Source organism: Natroniella sulfidigena (assembly GCF_023223645.1).
Classification (GTDB): Bacteria; Bacillota; Halanaerobiia; order Halobacteroidales; family Halobacteroidaceae; genus Natroniella; species Natroniella sulfidigena.
In genome coordinates this window covers 1-19555 of the sequence record NZ_JALKBY010000026.1, presented here as the reverse complement: position 1 = coordinate 19555, position 19555 = coordinate 1, and the positions used below count along the sequence as shown (strand labels likewise).

The following is a 19555-nucleotide window of genomic DNA, read 5'->3' as shown; positions in this document are numbered from 1 at the left end:
ATAGTTTGAAGGAAGAAAACGACATTTATTCTAAAAACTGTTTTGAAATATGCTTCATGGGCTTAGAAACATTATAAAACACCTTATCTCCCCCTAAAATACTACTTTAATCTTAAAAAGTTAAAATTATTGTACTCAGCTAGTATAAAAATCTATTTAACTCAAATTTCAAATTCCAAACTCTAACATATATATGTATGTATTTTACAAAATAACACTAAAGTATATTTTTTGAACTTTTATGTAATTATATTCTTATTTCGCTGTGTGTTTTTAATTCCATTTTATTACCTTACTAAGACTATTATACTGTTTTTTTGAAATATTCAATCTAATAACACTTTTTGAGTTACCGCTATGCACATATGAAAACCTCTCTTTCGAGAGGCTTTATAATTAATAAGATTCGATAACTTCATCTAACAATTTAATAGCTTTCTTAACAACTCTAGGATTCATACTCTTAGCACCTTTAAAATTCCTCTTCTTCTCGTCCTCATACTTTCCAAAACCATCCAAATCATAAGCTACCATCATCGATTTAGCTAATGGCTGATCAATTACCAAAAACCACTCCCGAACCAACTTATGCTTCTTTGGTAAGTAAATAAAGTCGATATCAGGATGTGCTTTAAGATCATCATCATCATCCCGACCAAAAATATAGATTTGATCAACATTATCTGCAATCTGTAAAAACCGATCCCAAATATCTCTAGCTCGAGATACCTTTTGAAAGCCAGCATAAACAGTAGCCTCTACTTCTTCTTTTAGCAGAACTTGCTCCATAATATAGCACATCTTTTCCAACTTAGGTACATCAGTTTCAAATTTTAATGACCTAGAACGAAGCTTTTCCTCTTCAATATCCCCAGTCTCTTTCTTCATTGTACCATCCAACGCAGCAAAAATCTCTTCATACAAAGAAATTTCCTTCATAAATTATCAGTCCTCCTTAACTTTTAATAAATTGTTCCTCTCTGTTTAGGTTCTCTATTCAAATCCCTAATTAAACTCTGTAGCTGTTCTACAGATAGATACTCTCCATTCTTGCCTCCTGCTTTCTTAGTAATCTTTTCATTAAATAAGGTCCCTCCCAAATCATTGGCTCCAGCCTGTAACATAAATTGAGCCAATTTAGGGCCATACTTAACCCACGAGGCCTGAATATTATCAATATTGTCTAAAAAGAGACGTGACACAGCAATCATTAATAGATCTTCCCTACCAGTTGCTCCTCCTTGTAACCACCCCCTCCGATATAACTCAGTATTATAGGGCATAAATGATAAAGGAATAAACTCAGTAAAACCACCGGTCTGATCTTGAATATCTCTAATCAAGCTTAAATGCTCAACCCTTTCTTCAATCCCTTCTAAATGACCATACATAATCGTTGCTGTAGACTTTAAACCTACATTGTGTGCTGCTGTAATTGCTGCTATCCACTCTTCAGTTTTAATCTTACTAGGACAGATCTTTTCTCTAATCTCATCATCCAAAATTTCAGAAGCAGTTCCAGGTACAGAATTTAATCCTATCTCTTTTAACTGCTGATATCCTTTCTGATAACTCAACCCTTCATTAGCTAAAGCATGCTTTAACTCTTCAGGTGTAACTCCATGTAGATGCAAACTTTTATCTATCTTCCTAATATTTTCTATCAAAGAAGCATAGAATTCAAAATCAAAATTAGGATGAAGCCCACTCACAAAACATATCTCTGTAATATCATGCTCTAAAGCTACTTGAAGCCTCTTTTCAACTTCTGCAAAAGTCAATAAATAAGCTTCTTTACTCCCTTCACTACAAGCAAAAGCACAAAACTTACATTCATTAACACAAACGTTAGTAATATTTAAATTATAATTTAGCACATAGCTAACAACATCTCCTACTTGCTGTTGACGCTTATAATCTGCTAATTCCAGTACTCGATACAGGTCAATTCCCTGTACCTTAAATAAATTTATAGCATCCTCTTTTGTCAATCTAATTCCTCTTTCTATCTTCTTAAAAATAGACTCTAATAAATCAAAGTTATAAGCCATTTTGCCACCCCTCTCTTTGCAAACTGACCTGTACCGGTCTTCTCAACCATTCCTCCTGCAAAAAATGGGAATAAATAGGCAAGCGTTCCTGTAACTGATATTCTGGTTCTAGCTGATTTTTTAATTGCTCTAATTGGGGCCATTTATATTCTGGATTAATATAATCATCAGTCAAAGAAGATATTCCTCCCAAATCAGAAACTCCAGATTCAATCAACCCCTTTAAGTTTTCTATTGCCAGATTAGGAGGAACCTGAATTGCTACTTCAGAAGGCATGATTTCTCGGGCCAACCCAATCAACTGCTGCAGCTGGACTAAGCTAACTCCAGCAAATCCCTTTTTAGTTGATTTAACAGGTTGAATAATCACCTCTTGTAGGTGCCCATACTTATTATGTAAGTCACATAAAGCTTGTAAACTCTTGACTCTATCCTCCTTCTTCTCACCAATCCCCACTAATAATCCAGTAGTAAAAGGTATTTTAAGTTGGCCCGCCTGAGCAATAAATTCCAATCTAGTATTAGGATCTTTAGTAGGAGAGTGATAATGAGCTGCTACTTCAGCTGTCGTCTCCAGCATCAAACCCATACTCCCATTATATTCTGCTAAAATCTCTAATGCTTCAAAATCAATTACCCCTAAATTAGTATGGGGAATCAGACCTATCTCTAAAGCTTTCTGACAAGCAGCAGTTACCAACTCAACCACTGAATTATAGCCGGTTTCAGAACGAAACCGCTGTCTGAATTTAACTGATTTATCAGGTTGAGTTCCACAACTAAAGAGTACCTCCTTACACCCTGCCCTTTTAGCAGCAAACAACTGAGATTTAATCTGTTCTAACTTCATTATCCTAGCTGTCTCCAAATCAGATCTAAACTTGCAATAAGAACAGTCATTAATACAGAAATCAGTTATTGGAATAAATATATTTTTAGAATAAGTTATAACCTTCATTAATCTCAACCCTCACTATATTTCATATCGTGTTATTAGCTCTCTTTTATTACCTTCTTATACTCATCATACTACTCATTACGAAATATGTCAAGTTGTTAACACATTTTGAGTTGCTTATATACACATTCTGTATTATAATGATGGTAACTTATCAAATTAAAAGGAGAGAATACAATGGCTGATTTTGCATCAAGACTAAAAAAACTACGTAAAGAAAAGAAATTACGCCAAAAAGACTTAGCAGATAAACTGGATTTAGCTCAAACTACCATTGCTAACTATGAACAGGGAATTCGCTTCCCAAATCAAAAAGTATTAGTCAAAATTGCTAATTATTTTAACATATCTTTAGATTATTTATTGGCTCGAACAGATAATAAAAAGAACATAGGCAAATTATCAACTGAAGTTACCATAAATAATAATAGTTTATCTCCATTAGCTGAGAAGTATTTAAATAGACTATTAGCAGGAAAAGAGCATAGTGCTTATCAGCTAATTCAAAAGACTATAGCTGATGGAGTAAAAATTGAAGAAATCTACTTAAATGTCTTTGAACCTTCATTAAGAACAATCGGAGATTTGTGGGAAAAAAATAAAGTTACTGTCGCTCAAGAGCATTACTTTAGTACCGCAACAGAATCAATTATGTCTAAAATTTGCCCCAGAATTAATTCTGATGCTCAAAAAAATTATTCCCTTCTTTCTCTTTCGGCTAATGGTGAATTTCATAATATAGGAATCAGAATGATCACAGATCTTCTTAGTCTGGAAGGTTGGGAGACATATTATTTAGGATCTAACCTTCCTACCCATAGCCTGATAACCACTCTGCAAAATTTAGATATTGATTTAATTGCCATCTCTGCAACTATGTCTTATAATATTGAAGCAGTTGAAAATTTAATTACAGCTATTAGATCTACTCTACCTAAATCAAAAGCCAAAATAATCGTAGGAGGATATACCTTCAATCAAAATCCAAAGTTATGGAAGGAAATCGGAGCTGATGGCTTTTCTTCTAATGCAAAAGAATCTGTTGAATTAGCAACAAAGTTAGTCAGTAAATAAAATCGATTTTTCTTTAAAATCATACAATTATTATATAATTCAACACAAAAAAGAAGGGCGTTGGCCCTTCTTTTTTTGATACTATATTAACTTAGACTTTAAATCAATTTAACCTCTTAATTCTGAGGATTATACTACTAACGCAGTTTTTCTACAAGTCAATTAAGAGGCTATATAGTGATCATTTACAAGAAGAAGTTTGGTGTTTGAATTCTTATTTTCGTGAACTGTAGTATTATAACTTGACATAATTATGTAATCATGGTATGTTAAAGATGGTTGATAATACTATTTGAATTAATTTTCAACGTATGTATTATCTTCTCCTTGTGAACGGAAAAAGTTGGGCTCAAAGAGCCCAACTTTTTCTTTTTTTATTTTAACCCTTATTTTGATGGCCTGTAATATTACAAATCAACAGAACAAAGCCCTATCACATCAAGAAAATTATAAAGAACAAAAAATCCCCTTTGAATAGAGGATTCTTTGTTCTCATTCTAAAAATTTCTGAAAACCTACAAAATTTAAATATCGATATTATCAGCCAAGTTAGCATTCTTCATAATAAACTCTCGACGTAGACTCGCTTTAGAACCCATCAATCTATTGAATACATCATCAGCAATAATCTCATCCTCAATCTCTATCTTCTGCAACTTACGAGTCTTAGGATTCATCGTCGTCTGCCATAACTGCTCAGGGTTCATCTCACCTAACCCCTTATAACGTTGAATTCCAATCTGCTTTCTAGACTTATCTGCTAAAAACTCTTCTAATTCCTTATCAGTATATAGATACTGCTCATCTCCTCGATAACTAACCTTATAAAGCGGTGGTTGAGCAATATAGACATGATCATTTTTAATTAATTCAGGCATATAGCGATAAAATAAAGTTAAGATCAAAGTACAGATATGTGCCCCATCTACATCAGCATCGGTCATGATAATAATCTTATGATACCTTAACTTATCCAAATTAAATTCATCGCCAATTCCTGCTCCCAAAGCAGTAATGATCGTCCTAATCTCATTATTCTTCAAAATTTTATTCAATCTAGCCCGCTCTACATTCATAACCTTTCCTTTCAAAGGCAAAATAGCTTGAAATTCACGATTACGCCCTTGTTTAGCTGAACCTCCTGCCGAATCACCCTCGACCAGATATAATTCAGATTTTTCTGGTTTGCGACTACTACAGTCTGCTAGCTTACCAGGTAATGAGTTATTATTTAAAACCCCTTTTCTTCTGGTCAATTCACGAGCTTTTTTAGATGCCTTTCGTGCTCGAACAGCCTCTAGAGCCTTCTCAATTACGGCTTTAGCCATATTAGGATTTGTATCAAGATAATAACGCAAATATTCATAAACAACCTTTTCTACAGTACTTCTAATCTCACTATTACCCAACTTTGTTTTAGTCTGCCCTTCAAATTGAGGATCAGACAACTTAACACTGACTACTGCAGTCAAACCTTCCCTCAAATCACTTCCAGTCAACTTAGGATCCTTTTTTCGCAATAGATTATTATCTTTAGCATAATTATTAAAAGCCTTAGTAATTGCTGTTTTAAACCCTGTTAAATGATAACCTCCATCATGTGTATTAATATTATTAGCAAAGGTATAGATCCGTTGATTATAACTCTTATTATATTGAAAAGCCACTTCAACATAGGTATCATCAACCTCTTTTTCAATATAGATTAAATCATCAGTCAGAGGTGTTTGATTTTGATTTAAAAATTCTACAAACGCTTCCAATCCCCCATCATAACAATATCTTACTTCTTTTTTTTCCTCAGGACGTCGATCAATCAAGACAACCTCTAAATTTTTATTTAAAAAAGCAGATTCCTGTAATCTAGTCTGCAAAGTTTCAAATTTATAATCAAGAGTATCAAAGACTTCAGGATCCGGTTTAAAAGTAATCTGCGTTCCACGCTCTGTCGTACTCTCCCCTTCGATTAATTCAGTCTTAGGAAATCCTCTCTTGTATTCTTGACGATAGACATTACCATCACGATATATTTCAATCTTTAACCACTCAGATAAAGCATTAACTACCGAGACACCAACTCCATGTAAACCTCCAGAAACTTGATAGCCGCTACCATCAAACTTTCCTCCCGCATGAAGCGTAGTCAATACTAACTGAGCTGCTGGTAAGCCTTTTTTCGGATGAATATCTACCGGGATTCCTCGACCATAATCCCTAACTGTAACTGATCCTTCTTTCTCAATAACTATCTCTATTCGTTCACCATGGCCAGCTAAAAATTCATCTATACTATTATCAACCACTTCCCAAACAAGATGATGTAACCCTTTAGTTCCTGTAGAACCAATGTACATCCCAGGTCGCTTACGTACTGCTTCTAATCCTTCTAAAACTTGAATTTCTTTTGCATTATATTGATTATCTACTGCCATATTAACACCTTCCCTCTATCTATTACCATCTTTTGTAAAATAATCTGTTACATTTATTATAATAGCATATAACTACTGTGATAGCAACTTTTCTGGAATATTATTCAAGTTAAATCTTTTTTTATCCTTCTAACTGGGTCTCATCCTACTAAATAAACTTATCTAATTATTTAAATATTATTCTCAACAGCAGACTTTTCTCCTGCTTTTATGATTCAATTTCTTACTTAAACTTAGGCTATCTTATATTAACCCTTTATTTTAAAGTGATTTTCCTATAAAATGTTAATAGTATTTAATTAAAACAAATGGATTTTATGTATTAATTTTGTGTTATTGTATATGTATGTAAATATCTATAAACTGACCTTGCTTGCAGAGTTTAACTTTAAATCAATTTAGAATTGACTAATCCATTAATAAATAATATACTAGAAAAAGCTAGACAATAAGACTACATAAACTTAAAATAACAGTTATAGTTGCTAATTTTCTAGATATACTAAAAATAAAATAACCTCCGGTCATAGTCTAAAGTTAAGTTTAAGGTTAAATAACCCAGTTAAAAATCTTAACTATAAAACTAGATTGATTACAAAATTTATGAAAGGGGATTTAAAAAATGAAAGATAAACAGATTACACCAGTTACAATTGAAAATAAAATGCGTAACTCTTATTTAAATTATTCATTAAGTGTTATTATTGGTAGAGCACTACCAGATGTTAGGGATGGTTTAAAACCCGTTCATCGTAGAATCTTATATGCTGCAGAAAAATTAAAGTTAGATCCTGAAAAAGCCCATAAAAAATCGGCTAGAATTGTAGGGGAGGTTTTAGGTAAATATCACCCACATGGTGATGCTGCAGTTTACAATGCTATGGTTAGAATGGCTCAAGAGTTCAGCCAACGTTATAAATTAATCGATGGTCATGGTAATTTTGGCTCTATAGATGGGGATAGTGCAGCAGCGATGCGTTATACTGAAGCTAGATTGGCCCCACTTTCTACTGAATTGCTCAAGGACATTCAACAGGAGACAGTCGACTTTGTTGATAACTTTGATGGAAGTTTACAAGAGCCGACCGTCTTACCTTCTAGAGTACCTAATTTATTAGTTAATGGCTCAAGCGGTATTGCAGTTGGGATGAGTACATATGTTCCGCCACATAATATTACTGAAGTTATTAATGGGCTGATTAAGTTATTAGATAATCAGAAGATAAGTATTGATCAGTTAATAGAGGTTATTCCTGGACCAGACTTTCCAACCGGTGGTCAAATTGTAGGTAATGATGGAATCAAAAAAGCCTATCGAACAGGAAAAGGAAAGATAACCTTACGTGGTAAGAGTAAGATTGAAGATGCTGGTAGAGGAAGAAAGAGAATAGTAATCACTGAAATTCCTTATCAACTAAATAAAAGTAAACTGATTGAAGAAATAGCTGACACTGTTAAAAAAGAAAAGGTAGATAATGTTAGGGATGTCCGTGATGAGTCAGACCGAGATGGCCTAAGAATTGTAATTGACTTAAAAAGAAATGCTAATCCAGATATTATCTTAAATCGCCTTTATAAATATACCTCATTACAATCAAAAACAAGGATCAATATGTTAGCTTTGGTCAATAAAGAACCTAAGGTAATGAACTTAAAGACAATCCTACAACATTTCATCGATTTTAGACGGGAGATTATTACTAACAGAACGGAATATCAATTAGGACAAGCTAAAAAGCGAGAACATATCTTAATTGGCTTAAAGAAAGCAATTGATAACTTAGATCAGGTAATTAAGATCATTCGCCAGTCTAAGTATCCTCGGACTGCTAAAAAGAACCTACAGCGTAAACTAGAGGTCACTAAAAAGCAAGCTGAAGCAATTCTAGATATGAAATTACAACGCTTAGTCAGCTTAGAAGTCAAAAAATTAGAAGATGATCTAGCAGAGATTAGGGAAAAAATTGCATATTTAGAATCTATTTTAGAAGATAAAGAAATTCTAGATAATATTGTAAAAGAAGAATTATTAGAAATTAAAGAAGAGTATGGTGATCAGCGCAAGACAGAGTTGATTGCTGATGGCTCTAAAGCAGAATTGAATAAGAAAGATTTAATCAAGGATAAAGATGTAGTTATCTCTTTATCTTATCGTAATTACTTGAAGAGAACGGATGAGCTGGATAATATCAGAGCCGGCAAGAATGATTTCATAACTGAAGTCTCATTCGGTTCAAGCCATGATAAGCTCTTATTCTTAACAGATCAAGGACAGACCCATATCCTAAAAGCTCATGAAATTCCTGAACATCATGGTCTATCTACAGGAGACCCACTCAACCAATTCTTAAAGTTACCGATGAATGAAAAGATAGTCAAAACTATCTTATTAAATGAAGAGGTCAAAGAAAAGTTTATTACGATTGTAACTAAAGATGGCTTAGTCAAAAAGACTAAAGCATCAGAATACGAAACTACCGTCTCCTCAATTAAAGCCATCAACCTCAATGAAGGAGATCAAGTAATTGGTGCTGCAGTTACAGATGGTAAACAAAATATTATGCTCGGCACAAAACAAGGTTATACAATTCATTTTTCAGAGACAGAAGTTTCAGATACAGGTCGAAATACTAAGGGAAGCAAAGGAATCAAATTAAAAGAAGATGATCAAGTAATCAGCTTCAATTTGACCAACGAAACAGACGTCGTCCTTGCTTTAACTAAGAAAGGGCGAGGTAAAGCAACCCCTGTAGAAGATTATAAATTACAGCAAAGAAATGGCAAAGGATTGCAGACTTTATCCAGTGATGATTATCAATTATTAGATATTATCGCTGCCAAGCGCAATGACAAAATCATGGTCGTTAGCAGTGATGGAAGTTTGATTGAACAAGAAGTGGCAGATATTACAGAGACTAAACGATTAGGTTCGATGTATTCGCAATTTGGTAAAGATGTTGAGTTAAATCGGATCTTTAGACTACCTAAGATTTGATATTTAGTGGCAAAATGCCACTAAATATCAGTGTACAGTTTACGGTTTACAGTTGACAGTTAAAAAACTTAAGTTCTAAAATTCAAATCACTCTAAAATCCAAGTCTTTTCGGAAATTTTAGTTTTTTAACTATACACTATCAATTATCAATTATAAACTGAAGCTTTATATCAATAGTATCTCACTTTAAAATAAAATATCTACATTAAATCAAACAAGAGCTTAAGGTGACATCACCCTAAGCTCTCTTTTAATCTTTATTGCTTTTAAACCCTTGATCTTACTCAAACTTATCCTTAACCTTAAACTTACCCTTCTACCTTCTTAACAATCTCTTCCCCAATTTGATAGATCGGCTTTACACTATCAACTACCCCTGCTTCATAAGCTACTTTGGGCATACCATACACTACCGAAGTCTTCTCATCTTGGGCAATCGTCTGTCCTCCAAACTCTTTAATCAATCCTAAACCCTTAGCTCCATCTTTGCCCATTCCTGTCAATAAAACACCAACAACTTCTTCTTGATACTCCTGGACAACAGAGGCAATTGTTTTATCAATAGCAGGTCGCACATTATGTATTTTTTCAGATTTAGATAATTTCACTTTGTTCTTTTTAATCAGTAAATGATAGTCTCCTGGAGCAACTAAAACCTGACCTGCCTGTAGTTGATCACCTTCTTCAGCTTCCTTAACATTTAGAGCAGATAACTTATCTAACCTTTGGGCCAACGATTTGGTAAAGCCTGCCGGCATATGCTGTACAATCAAAACCGCAGCATTCAAATTAGCAGGCAAGGCAGTTACAACTTCTTTTAATGACCTTGGCCCGCCTGTAGAAGAACCAATCACTACTAATTTTTGCTTGCCTGTCTTAGCACGACCTTTTCTTTTCTGCCTTGTTACTGATACTCTGCTTGCTTTCTTCTCTTGATCAACTTTTACTTGCCGCTTAATCTTTTTTCTAACTTTAGAATCTGCAGCTAACCTTACCTTCTGAATTAACTCTTCCTGAACCTTATCAATATCTAAGGAAATAGACCCAGAAGGTTTAGTTATAAAATCAAAAGCACCCAATTCTAAGGCCTTAATAGTCGTCTTACTCTGTTTAGTAGTTACACTACTAAGCATTACCACTGGAATAGGACGCCTAGCCATTAGCCTTTCTAGAAATTCCAATCCATCCATTTTAGGCATTTCTACATCAAGAGTAATTACATCTGGTGTATGCTTTTCAACCTTTCGTAACGCATCGGCTCCATTTCTAGCTTTATCAACAACGTTAATACCTTCCTCTTCTTCTAATAGATCACTAACAACCTTTCGCATAAAAGCAGAGTCATCTACTACTAATACCTCTATGGAAGCCACCTCTTCACCTCCATTATTTAATCTAAAATATTATTTAATGAGTCCTTAACCTTTTCAGGTTTAATCGGCTTAACAATAAAGTCCTTAGCCCCTACTTCTAATGACTCAACTACCATCGGCTTTTGACCCATTGCACTACAAACAATTACATCAGCCTCTGCATCATAATCCATAATTGCCTTAATTGCTTCAATTCCATCCATTTTCGGCATCGTAATATCCATTGTTACTAAATCTGGATTATGCTCTTTATATTTTTCTACTGCTTCTTGACCATTAACTGCTTCATCAACTACCTCATAACCATTTTCCTCAATCAACTTCTTTAACATAGTCCTCATAAATTGTGCATCATCAACAACTAAAACTGTTTTTGCCACCGAGACCCCTCCTAACTAGTTGTTATCTCTTCAACGTTAATAATCAGTGCTATACTACCATCACCTAAAATAGCACCACCTGCAATCTTTTCTAAGTTACCTGATAAATCATTAATCCTCTTGATTACAACCTCTTGTTGACCAATTATAGAATCTGCCATTAATCCATAATAATCATTACCTACTTCCACAATAACTGTTGGAATTTCTCGCTTAAGCTCACCTGTCTCTTCTTTGTTTAACTTATCATGTAAAGAGATTAATGGAACGACAGATCCTCGACGATGAATAACCTTTTCTTGTCTAATTGTCTTAATATCATCAGGATTAACATCGACTATTTCTTGAATCGATTCTAAAGGAATTACATACTTTTGATCAGCAACCTTGATCAAAAATCCTTGGATAATAGATAACGTCAATGGTAATTTCATTGTAAAAGTAGAACCCTTACCTACTTCTGATTCTATATCAACAGAACCACTCAAGGACTCTATTTTAGTCTTAACAACATCCATCCCCACGCCTCTACCAGATACATCATTTACCTCTTCATTAGTACTGAACCCAGCTGCTAAGATCAACATAATGATCTCACTTTCAGACATTGCTTCTATTTCCGATAATGTAGCAACACCTTTTTCAATAGCTTTCTTTTTAATCAACTCTGGATTAATTCCTTGACCATCATCTTGAATTTGAACTACTACATTATTCCCTTCATGAAATGCAGATAACTTAATTAATCCTTCTCTATCCTTCCCTAACCTTTCTCTCTCCTCAGGATCCTCAATCCCATGACCAATCGCATTTCTTACCATATGGACTAAAGGATCACCTATCTCATCAATAATCGTCCGGTCTAACTCAGTTTCTTCCCCTTCAATTACCAAATTAATCTCTTTGTCCAAATCCTGAGCAAGATCACGAACCAATCTAGGAAAACGATTAAAGACTAAGCTGATTGGAACCATTCTCATCTCCATCACAGAATTCTGTAATTCCGTTGTTACCTTGCTTAAGGGCTTCAACTTTTTATTTAACTCATCTAAATTATAACTCTCCCCTACTGACTCTACTTGTGTTCTCTTAATTACTAATTCTGCTACCAAATTCATCAATGAATCCAATCGTTCTACATCAACTCGAATAGTATTATTAGCTTTTAATCTTTTAGATAAGGATTTAACATTAGTACTTTTCTTAACTTGATTTTCCTCAATTTCTTTGTCTTCTAAATCTTTAATATCCTCTTTAATACCATCTTGGTTATCCTCTTTGTTATCTTCTTGCTGACTACCATCTTTTAATTGCTCAAGTTGATCAATCATCGTTATTTCTATCTCTTCAATCTCAGAAATATTATCTAATGATTCTGCAATAATCTCTTTTGACTCAATTGTTAGAAAAAGTATATGGAATGTTTCATCCAACTCTTCTTTTCTAATCTTATCAATAGCAGGATGGGCCTTGATTAACTCTCCATACTCTTCTAATGCTTCAAAGACCATATCAGCTCGTAAAGATTTAAAGACACAGTCATCTTCTAATTGAATCCTAATTATCATTGGATCACCAGAATTATCAGAGATAATTCTTAACTCATCATCACTTAAATCAAAATCAATCTCTGCACTAGAACTAGACGTAGAATTTTCTTGCTTTTGATTATCAGTTTCTGTATTATCTGTTTCTAAAAAAGATTTTAATTCACTAATCAACCCCTCTAAATCTTCTACCTCATCTGGATTACTGCTCAATAACTCTAAGTTATCGACTGCTTTAAATAATAAGTTGATAACTTCTGTATTAACTCCTATCTGACCATCCCTTAATAAATCTAAAATATTTTCCATAGCATGGGCCAACCTACTAACCCGCTCAAATCCCATTGTCCCTGCCATACCTTTCAGTGTATGAGCAGCTCTAAAACATTCATTGATCATTTCCATATTTTCAGGATCATTTTCTAAAGTTAATAAAGAATCATTTAGTATATCTAAATGTTCACGTGATTCACTAGCATATAACTCCTGAAAGTCATTCATATCCATTCTTGGTATCCCCCTTTCTAAAATCAAACAGATTATTTATTTTCATTTTCCAATTGAATATTCTCTTTTGAACTCAATAAATTATCCAAGTTCAATAAAATAATTATATCTTCATCTACTTTAACAATTCCTTTCAAATAATCCTCCTTAATGCCCGCCATACTTTTGGGTGGAAGATCAACATCACTGTTTTGAATATGTAATACTTCAGAGACATTATCAACAACTACACCTACATCTTGGCCCTCAAACTCAACCACAATAATCCGAGTATCATTAGTACTCTCTATCTGCTCAAGGTTAAATCTCTTCCGCAGATCAATTACTGAAACAATATCTCCTCTTAGATTAATAATTCCTTCCATATATTTCGAGCTATTAGGAAGTTCAGTTATCTCTTTCATCCGCACAATTTCATGTACTCTGGTAATTTTTATTCCAAACTTTTCACTCCCTATATCAAAAACAATTACTTGTTCTGTATCAGCAGCCATTATAGCTCCTCCTTTCAATTAAAAAAATAGTCGAATTAAAATCCTTCTTATTCAGTAATTCGTGATTTAATAGTCAACTCCTTCCTGATTACTCAAAATTTATGAACAAAGTGACCTTCGGTCAAGGTTAAGTAAAATCAATAAACATAAAAGAATAATTTCCTAAACAAAAAACTCCATTTAAATATTAAAATATGTAAAACAATGTAAAACACCACCTAAATTAAAATTCAGGTGGTGAAGTTTACTACTATTATGTTTTTAATGATTGACTTAAGCTCAACCTTAAACTTAAGCTTAGGCTATTCTATCTCCGATCGTCCAATTCTAAGTAAATATCCTTTAACGAAATATCATAATAAACCAACATCACTAATAAATGATAGATAAAATCTGCTACTTCATAAATAATCTCTTCTTCCTCTTCATCCTTAGCAGCCATCACTACCTCCGTAGCTTCTTCACCTATCTTTTTCAAAAAGGCATTAATTCCATGCTGATATAAAGAAGAAGTATAAGAACCCTCTTTAGGATTCTCTTTACGATCTTTAATCACTTGGTATAACTCCTCTAACACTTCAGCATCCAAAGCATCTTTATAAACTTCCTCTGGATCAAATTCATTTTCTCCTTCTTCTTGCCGCTTAATTCCTCGATAAAAACAGGTTTTATGACCAGTATGGCAAGCTTCACCTGTCTGTTTTACCTTTAATAATAATGTATCCCCATCACAATCGAATTTAATCTCTTCAACCAATTGAATATTCCCAGAAGTCTCACCTTTCCACCATAATTCTTGCCGGCTACGACTCCAAAAACAGGTTCTACCTGTCCTGATAGTATTCTTAACTGCTTTCTCATTCATATAAGCCATCATCAATACCTCTTCAGTCTCTACATCTTGGATAATTGCAGGAATCAAACCATCGTCATTAAACTTTAACTTACTTAAAGACATCTCACATCAACCCCCTTATCCTGCAAATATTCTTTTACTTCCTTGATAGTATACTTCTTAAAATGAAAGATTGAAGCAGCTAAAGCAGCATCTGCTTTTCCTACAGTAAAAGCTTCTTCAATATGCTTTAATGTTCCTGCTCCACCTGAAGCAATTACTGGTATATTTACACTTTCTGAAACCGCCTTATTTAATTGATTATCATAGCCATCTTTCGTTCCATCGCCATCCATGCTGGTTAAGAGTATCTCACCTGCACCTAAGCTTTCAACCTTTTTGGCCCAGTCAACAACATCAAGTCCCGTAGCTTTACGCCCTCCATGAATATAAACTTCCCATGATTCATCCTTACGTTTAGCATCTATCGCTACTACTATACATTGAGTTCCAAATTTTTTGGCCCCAGCACTGATCAACTCCGGCTCCTTAACTGCTGCTGAATTAATAGAAACTTTATCAGCACCTGCTTTTAATAGCTTTCGCATATCTTCTGTACTTCTGATTCCGCCCCCAATTGTAAAAGGAATAAAGACCTGTTCAGCAGTCTTACGTACCACATCAATCATCGTTTCACGTTTATCACTAGAAGCTGTAATATCCAAAAAGACCAACTCATCTGCTCCAGCCCGATCATAAAATGCTGCCAACTCAATTGGATCACCAGCATCCTTAATATCAACAAAATTAACACCTTTAACGACTCGTCCTTGGTCGACATCCAGACAAGGAATAATCCGCTTTGTAACCATAACAATCCCCCCTTTTTTAAGTGCAATTAATAACTAATAATGAATAGTTAAGTTCAAACCCTTTTAACAAACACACTAGTTATAAATATCATAATAACTATTCTCTATTATTGCTTTTTTAACTATCAACTCTCAATTATCCTTACGGGTCTTTATCAAGACCTTTCATAAAGACCATAAAAACCATATCAATTCTCAATTATTCTTTACTTTCCCCTACCGGTTCTTCAAACTCTTCGTGAGCCGCTGATAATCACCGCTTTAAAATTATAATTTCTTACTATCGGCTCTTCTCAATTCTTGCCACCCGTGTTACTTTGTGATTTTTAATCTTATACTCTTGCTTTTTAACTATTCATTATTCTCTACTTTTTTGATTTTAACTGTACATTGTAAATTGTAAATTTGTTTTCTCTATTCTCTACTCACTACTCACTGCTCACTACTCACTGCTTACTGCTCACTGCTTACTGCTCACTGCTCTTAACGCTTCTTCCAGATCAAGGTTATCACTATACAGAGCCTTACCAGTAATAACTGCTTCAACTCCTGCGTCTTCGATCTCTTTTAAATTCTTGATATCTTCTAAGCTTGATACTCCACCAGAGGCAACCACCTTGAGGCCTGTCTCTTCAGCCAACTTTTTAGTTTCAACTATATTTGGCCCTGCTAAAGTACCGTCCTTTTCAATATCTGTATAAACAACCCATTCTACTCCTCGCTCTTTCATCTCTTGGCCGAGCGTAACTGCTGTAGTATCAGAAGTTTCCAACCACCCTTCAGTAGCTACCAGACCACCCTTAGCATCGATCCCAACTACAATCCGCTCCGAACCAAACTCTTTAATTGCCTCTACAACCAACTCTGGATTTTCAATTGCAGCCGTTCCGATGATTACTCGCTGTACTCCAATCTCTAAATATTTTTGAATAATCTCTCTTGTTCTAATTCCTCCGCCAACTTGGATAGGAATCTCAACCGTCTCAACAATCTCTTTGATCAACTCTAAATTCTTAGGATTACCATCTAAAGCTCCATCCAAATCTACAATATGTAATCTGGTTGCCCCTTTGTTGGCCCATAATTTGGCCATCTCAATTGGATCTCCATATACTGTCTCCTGCTCAAAATCACCTTTATATAATCTAACACAATTTCCATTACGAATATCTATCGCAGGGATTATTTCCATTATTATCACTCCTTACCTTTTACTATCTTTCCAAAATTCTTCAAAAGTTGCAACCCCTTATGGCTACTTTTTTCTGGATGAAATTGAACTGCATAAATATTATCCTTTACAATACTGGATACAAACTCAATTCCATACCCAGTTGTAGTGGCAATCACTGCCTTATCATCAGGTTCTACATAATAAGAATGAACAAAATATTGGTACTCTCCAGCCTCTATATAATCATAAAGTTCAGTCTCCTGTTTTAAATTCAACTGATTCCAACCAATATGAGGGATCTTAAGCTCTAAATCTTGAGGAAATCTCTTAACCCGTCCTGGAATAATATCTAAACCTTCCGTCACTCCAAACTCTTCACTGGCCGTAAATAACAATTGTAACCCTAAACAGATTCCTAAAAAAGGCGTTCCTTGCTCAATTACTGCTTTAATTACTTCTATTAGTTCTAGTTGTTCAAGATTCTCCATAGCATCCTTAAAAGCTCCTACTCCAGGTAGAACAACTCCATCCGCTGCTAGAATCTCTTCTTTATCTTGGGTAACTTCTGCTTGATAACCAACCATCTCAAATGCCTTCTGAACATTCTTTAAATTACCCATTCCATAATCTATAATCTTGATCATTGATTTCACCCATTTCTACTTATATTAAGATTAAGTTTAAGGTTAAGTCTAAGTTTAAGTAAACCCTAAGATCTTAGGGTTTTAATGGTTGACTTAGCCTTAAACTCAGCCTTAGACTTAAGCTAGTTTCCCCTTAGTCGACATTACCCCTTCAATCCTATCATCAATCATTACAGCTTTAGCTAGTGCTCGTCCAAAAGATTTAAAGAGCCCTTCAATAATATGATGAGTATTGGTTCCTTCAAGCTGTCTAAGGTGTAGATTCAACCCTGCATTGTAGGCAACCGCTCGAAAAAACTCTTCGACCAATTCTGTATCAAAGTCTCCAACCTTATCCTTAAGATCAGTAACAGAAAAATTAAGATAATATCGTCCACTAAAATCAAGCACCGTCTGTAATAAAGCTTCATCCATCGGTACAAACTGCTCACCATAACGCTTAATTCCTGCTTTATCTCCAACCGCTTCCTGCAAAGCTTGACCTAGTACAATCCCGATATCCTCTACCGTATGATGATCATCTATTTCCACATCACCACTCGCTTTAACCTTCAAATCAAATAAACCATGCTTAGTCATCAAAACCAACATATGATTTAAAAAAGGAACCGGAGTCTCAATTTCTGCTTGACCACTACCATCTAAATTTATCTCTAACTCTATCTCCGTTTCACTAGTTTCACGGACTATTCGAGCTTTACGCATTTAAATCTCCTCCTTCAAAACAATGTACAATTTACAATTGATAATTTACAATTAAAGCTCAAGACCGATCTTTAAAGCTTTTAATTGTAAATTGTAAATTATGTCAACTGCCAATTATGTTATTCTTCCTCAAACCGCACCTTAATACTATTAGCATGAGCATCCAAACCTTCTACCCGAGCAATCTCTAAGGCATCATCTTTTACCTTCTCTAACCCTTCCTTAGAATAAGAAATAATACTCGACTTTTTAATAAAGTCATCTACATTGAGTGGAGAATAAAACCTAGCTGACCCACCTGTCGGTAAGACGTGATTTGGCCCTGCAATATAATCTCCTACTGGCTCAGCTGCATACTCTCCTAAAAAGATGGCCCCTGCATTCTTTAATCTTCCTAAGATAGCAAATGGATCATCAACTGCAACCTCTAAATGCTCAGGAGCAAATTGGTTGGTCAACTCAATTGCTTCTGCTAAATTTTGAGCAATAATGATTGCTCCATAATTTTCTAAAGCCTCTCCAGCAATTCCAGCTCGTGACAACTCCTTAAGCTGCTTGCTAAGCTCTTGCTCTACTTGCTCAGCTAATTGTTCAGAAGTAGTCACCAAAATAGCAGAAGCCATCGGATCATGCTCTGCTTGAGATAATAGATCTGCTGCTACAAAACGAGGATTGGCAGTCTCATCAGCCAAAACTAAGACTTCACTTGGCCCAGCCAACATATCAATATCCACATAACCAAAGGCCAACTTCTTGGCTAACGTAACATAAATATTTCCCGGGCCAACAATCTTATCAACCTGCGGTATCATCCCAGTCCCAAAACTAAGCCCTGCTATTGATTGGGCACCTCCTACTTTATAGATCTTATCAACTCCAACCTCTGCTGCCGCTACCAAAGTATATGGATTCAAAGCACCATCCTGATCCGGAGGAGAAACCATAACTATCTCCTCAACTCCAGCCACCTTAGCTGGAACCCCATTCATCACTACTGATGAAGGATAAGCTGCTCGTCCTCCTGGAACATAGATCCCTACTCTTTCTAGGGCAGTAAACTTTTGTCCTAAGATAACACCATCTTCTTTGAAATCCATCCAACTTTCCCGTAACTGCTTTTTATGAAACTCTCCTACATTCTTAATCGCTTCTCTGATCGCTTCTAAAAAACTATCTTCAATCTTATTATAAGCAGCCTCAATCTCCGCTGGACCAACTTCAAGCTCTTCAGCTTCCATCTTAGCTCCATCAAAGCGAGCATTATACTCTAAAATAGCTTCATCTCCTCGAGCTTGTACATTTTCCCAAATCTCCTGCACAGCTGACACCTGCTCAGGATCATCAAAAGAAGAGCGATTTAAAATCTGATTTAACTTAGCTTCAATACCTTCTTCAGTCGTTTTTAATGTCTCCACTATTCTCATCCCTCCTTGATTTTGTGACTTGTGACTTGTGACTTGTGACTTGTGACTTGTGACTTGTGACTTGTGACTTGTGACTTGTGACTTGTGAC

The 19555-nt window shown here is 34.9% G+C and carries 16 protein-coding genes; 2 read left to right on the top strand and 14 right to left on the bottom strand.

Features of this window, described 5'->3' with window-relative positions; translation table 11 throughout:
- Positions 1-396: 396 nt before the first annotated feature.
- The 3 genes from MWH28_RS12590 to cofG are packed head-to-tail and all read right to left on the bottom strand — an operon-like array spanning position 397 to position 3009.
- Complete coding sequence (locus MWH28_RS12590; protein WP_248619742.1) at positions 397-939, bottom strand: DICT sensory domain-containing protein; 543 nt, start codon at positions 937-939, stop codon at positions 397-399.
- A 23-nt stretch (positions 940-962) separates the two neighbouring features.
- Positions 963-2051, bottom strand: coding sequence for a 7,8-didemethyl-8-hydroxy-5-deazariboflavin synthase subunit CofH (gene cofH, locus MWH28_RS12585; protein ID WP_248619741.1), 1089 nt, complete (start codon positions 2049-2051; stop codon positions 963-965).
- Complete coding sequence (cofG, locus tag MWH28_RS12580) at positions 2041-3009, bottom strand: 7,8-didemethyl-8-hydroxy-5-deazariboflavin synthase subunit CofG (RefSeq protein WP_248619740.1); 969 nt, start codon at positions 3007-3009, stop codon at positions 2041-2043. Before cofG ends, cofH begins: the two co-directional genes overlap by 11 nt.
- A gap of 177 nt (positions 3010-3186) precedes the next feature.
- Between cofG and MWH28_RS12575 the strand changes: the two genes are divergently transcribed.
- Positions 3187-4083, top strand: a complete 897-nt coding sequence (locus MWH28_RS12575) for a cobalamin-dependent protein (protein ID WP_248619739.1) — start codon at positions 3187-3189, stop codon at positions 4081-4083.
- Between the two features lie 524 nt (positions 4084-4607).
- Here MWH28_RS12575 and gyrB read toward each other — a convergent pair.
- Entirely contained in the window at positions 4608-6515 is a 1908-nt protein-coding gene (gyrB, locus tag MWH28_RS12570) for a DNA topoisomerase (ATP-hydrolyzing) subunit B (protein WP_248619738.1), read from the bottom strand.
- Positions 6516-7137: 622 nt separating this feature from the next.
- Between gyrB and gyrA the strand changes: the two genes are divergently transcribed.
- Positions 7138-9510, top strand: a complete 2373-nt coding sequence (gene gyrA / locus MWH28_RS12565) for a DNA gyrase subunit A (protein WP_248619737.1) — start codon at positions 7138-7140, stop codon at positions 9508-9510.
- 309 nt (positions 9511-9819) lie between these two features.
- Here the strand turns inward: gyrA and MWH28_RS12560 are convergent, their stop codons facing one another.
- The 10 genes from MWH28_RS12560 to hisD form a co-directional block, all read right to left on the bottom strand.
- Positions 9820-10842 (bottom strand): protein-glutamate methylesterase/protein-glutamine glutaminase, encoded by a 1023-nt coding sequence (locus MWH28_RS12560; RefSeq protein ID WP_428323581.1) that lies wholly within the window; start codon positions 10840-10842, stop codon positions 9820-9822.
- A gap of 59 nt (positions 10843-10901) precedes the next feature.
- Complete coding sequence (locus tag MWH28_RS12555; protein ID WP_248619735.1) at positions 10902-11264, bottom strand: response regulator; 363 nt, start codon at positions 11262-11264, stop codon at positions 10902-10904.
- A gap of 11 nt (positions 11265-11275) precedes the next feature.
- On the bottom strand, positions 11276-13318 hold the full coding sequence (locus tag MWH28_RS12550; protein WP_248619734.1) for a chemotaxis protein CheA: 2043 nt from the start codon (positions 13316-13318) through the stop codon (positions 11276-11278).
- 32 nt (positions 13319-13350) lie between these two features.
- Complete coding sequence (locus MWH28_RS12545) at positions 13351-13812, bottom strand: chemotaxis protein CheW (protein WP_248619733.1); 462 nt, start codon at positions 13810-13812, stop codon at positions 13351-13353.
- Between the two features lie 307 nt (positions 13813-14119).
- Entirely contained in the window at positions 14120-14770 is a 651-nt protein-coding gene (gene hisIE / locus MWH28_RS12540; protein WP_248619732.1) for a bifunctional phosphoribosyl-AMP cyclohydrolase/phosphoribosyl-ATP diphosphatase HisIE, read from the bottom strand.
- On the bottom strand, positions 14761-15519 hold the full coding sequence (hisF, locus tag MWH28_RS12535) for an imidazole glycerol phosphate synthase subunit HisF (protein ID WP_248619731.1): 759 nt from the start codon (positions 15517-15519) through the stop codon (positions 14761-14763). The genes hisIE and hisF overlap by 10 nt, the downstream gene beginning before the upstream one ends.
- Positions 15520-15979: 460 nt before the next feature.
- Positions 15980-16711, bottom strand: coding sequence for a 1-(5-phosphoribosyl)-5-[(5-phosphoribosylamino)methylideneamino]imidazole-4-carboxamide isomerase (hisA, locus tag MWH28_RS12530; protein WP_248619730.1), 732 nt, complete (start codon positions 16709-16711; stop codon positions 15980-15982).
- A 5-nt stretch (positions 16712-16716) separates the two neighbouring features.
- On the bottom strand, positions 16717-17337 hold the full coding sequence (gene hisH, locus MWH28_RS12525; protein WP_248619729.1) for an imidazole glycerol phosphate synthase subunit HisH: 621 nt from the start codon (positions 17335-17337) through the stop codon (positions 16717-16719).
- Between the two features lie 117 nt (positions 17338-17454).
- Positions 17455-18042, bottom strand: coding sequence for an imidazoleglycerol-phosphate dehydratase HisB (gene hisB, locus MWH28_RS12520; RefSeq protein WP_248619728.1), 588 nt, complete (start codon positions 18040-18042; stop codon positions 17455-17457).
- Positions 18043-18161: 119 nt separating this feature from the next.
- Positions 18162-19466: a histidinol dehydrogenase gene (gene hisD / locus MWH28_RS12515; RefSeq protein ID WP_282580233.1), complete on the bottom strand. Its 1305-nt coding sequence runs from the start codon at positions 19464-19466 to the stop codon at positions 18162-18164.
- Positions 19467-19555: the final 89 nt, after the last annotated feature.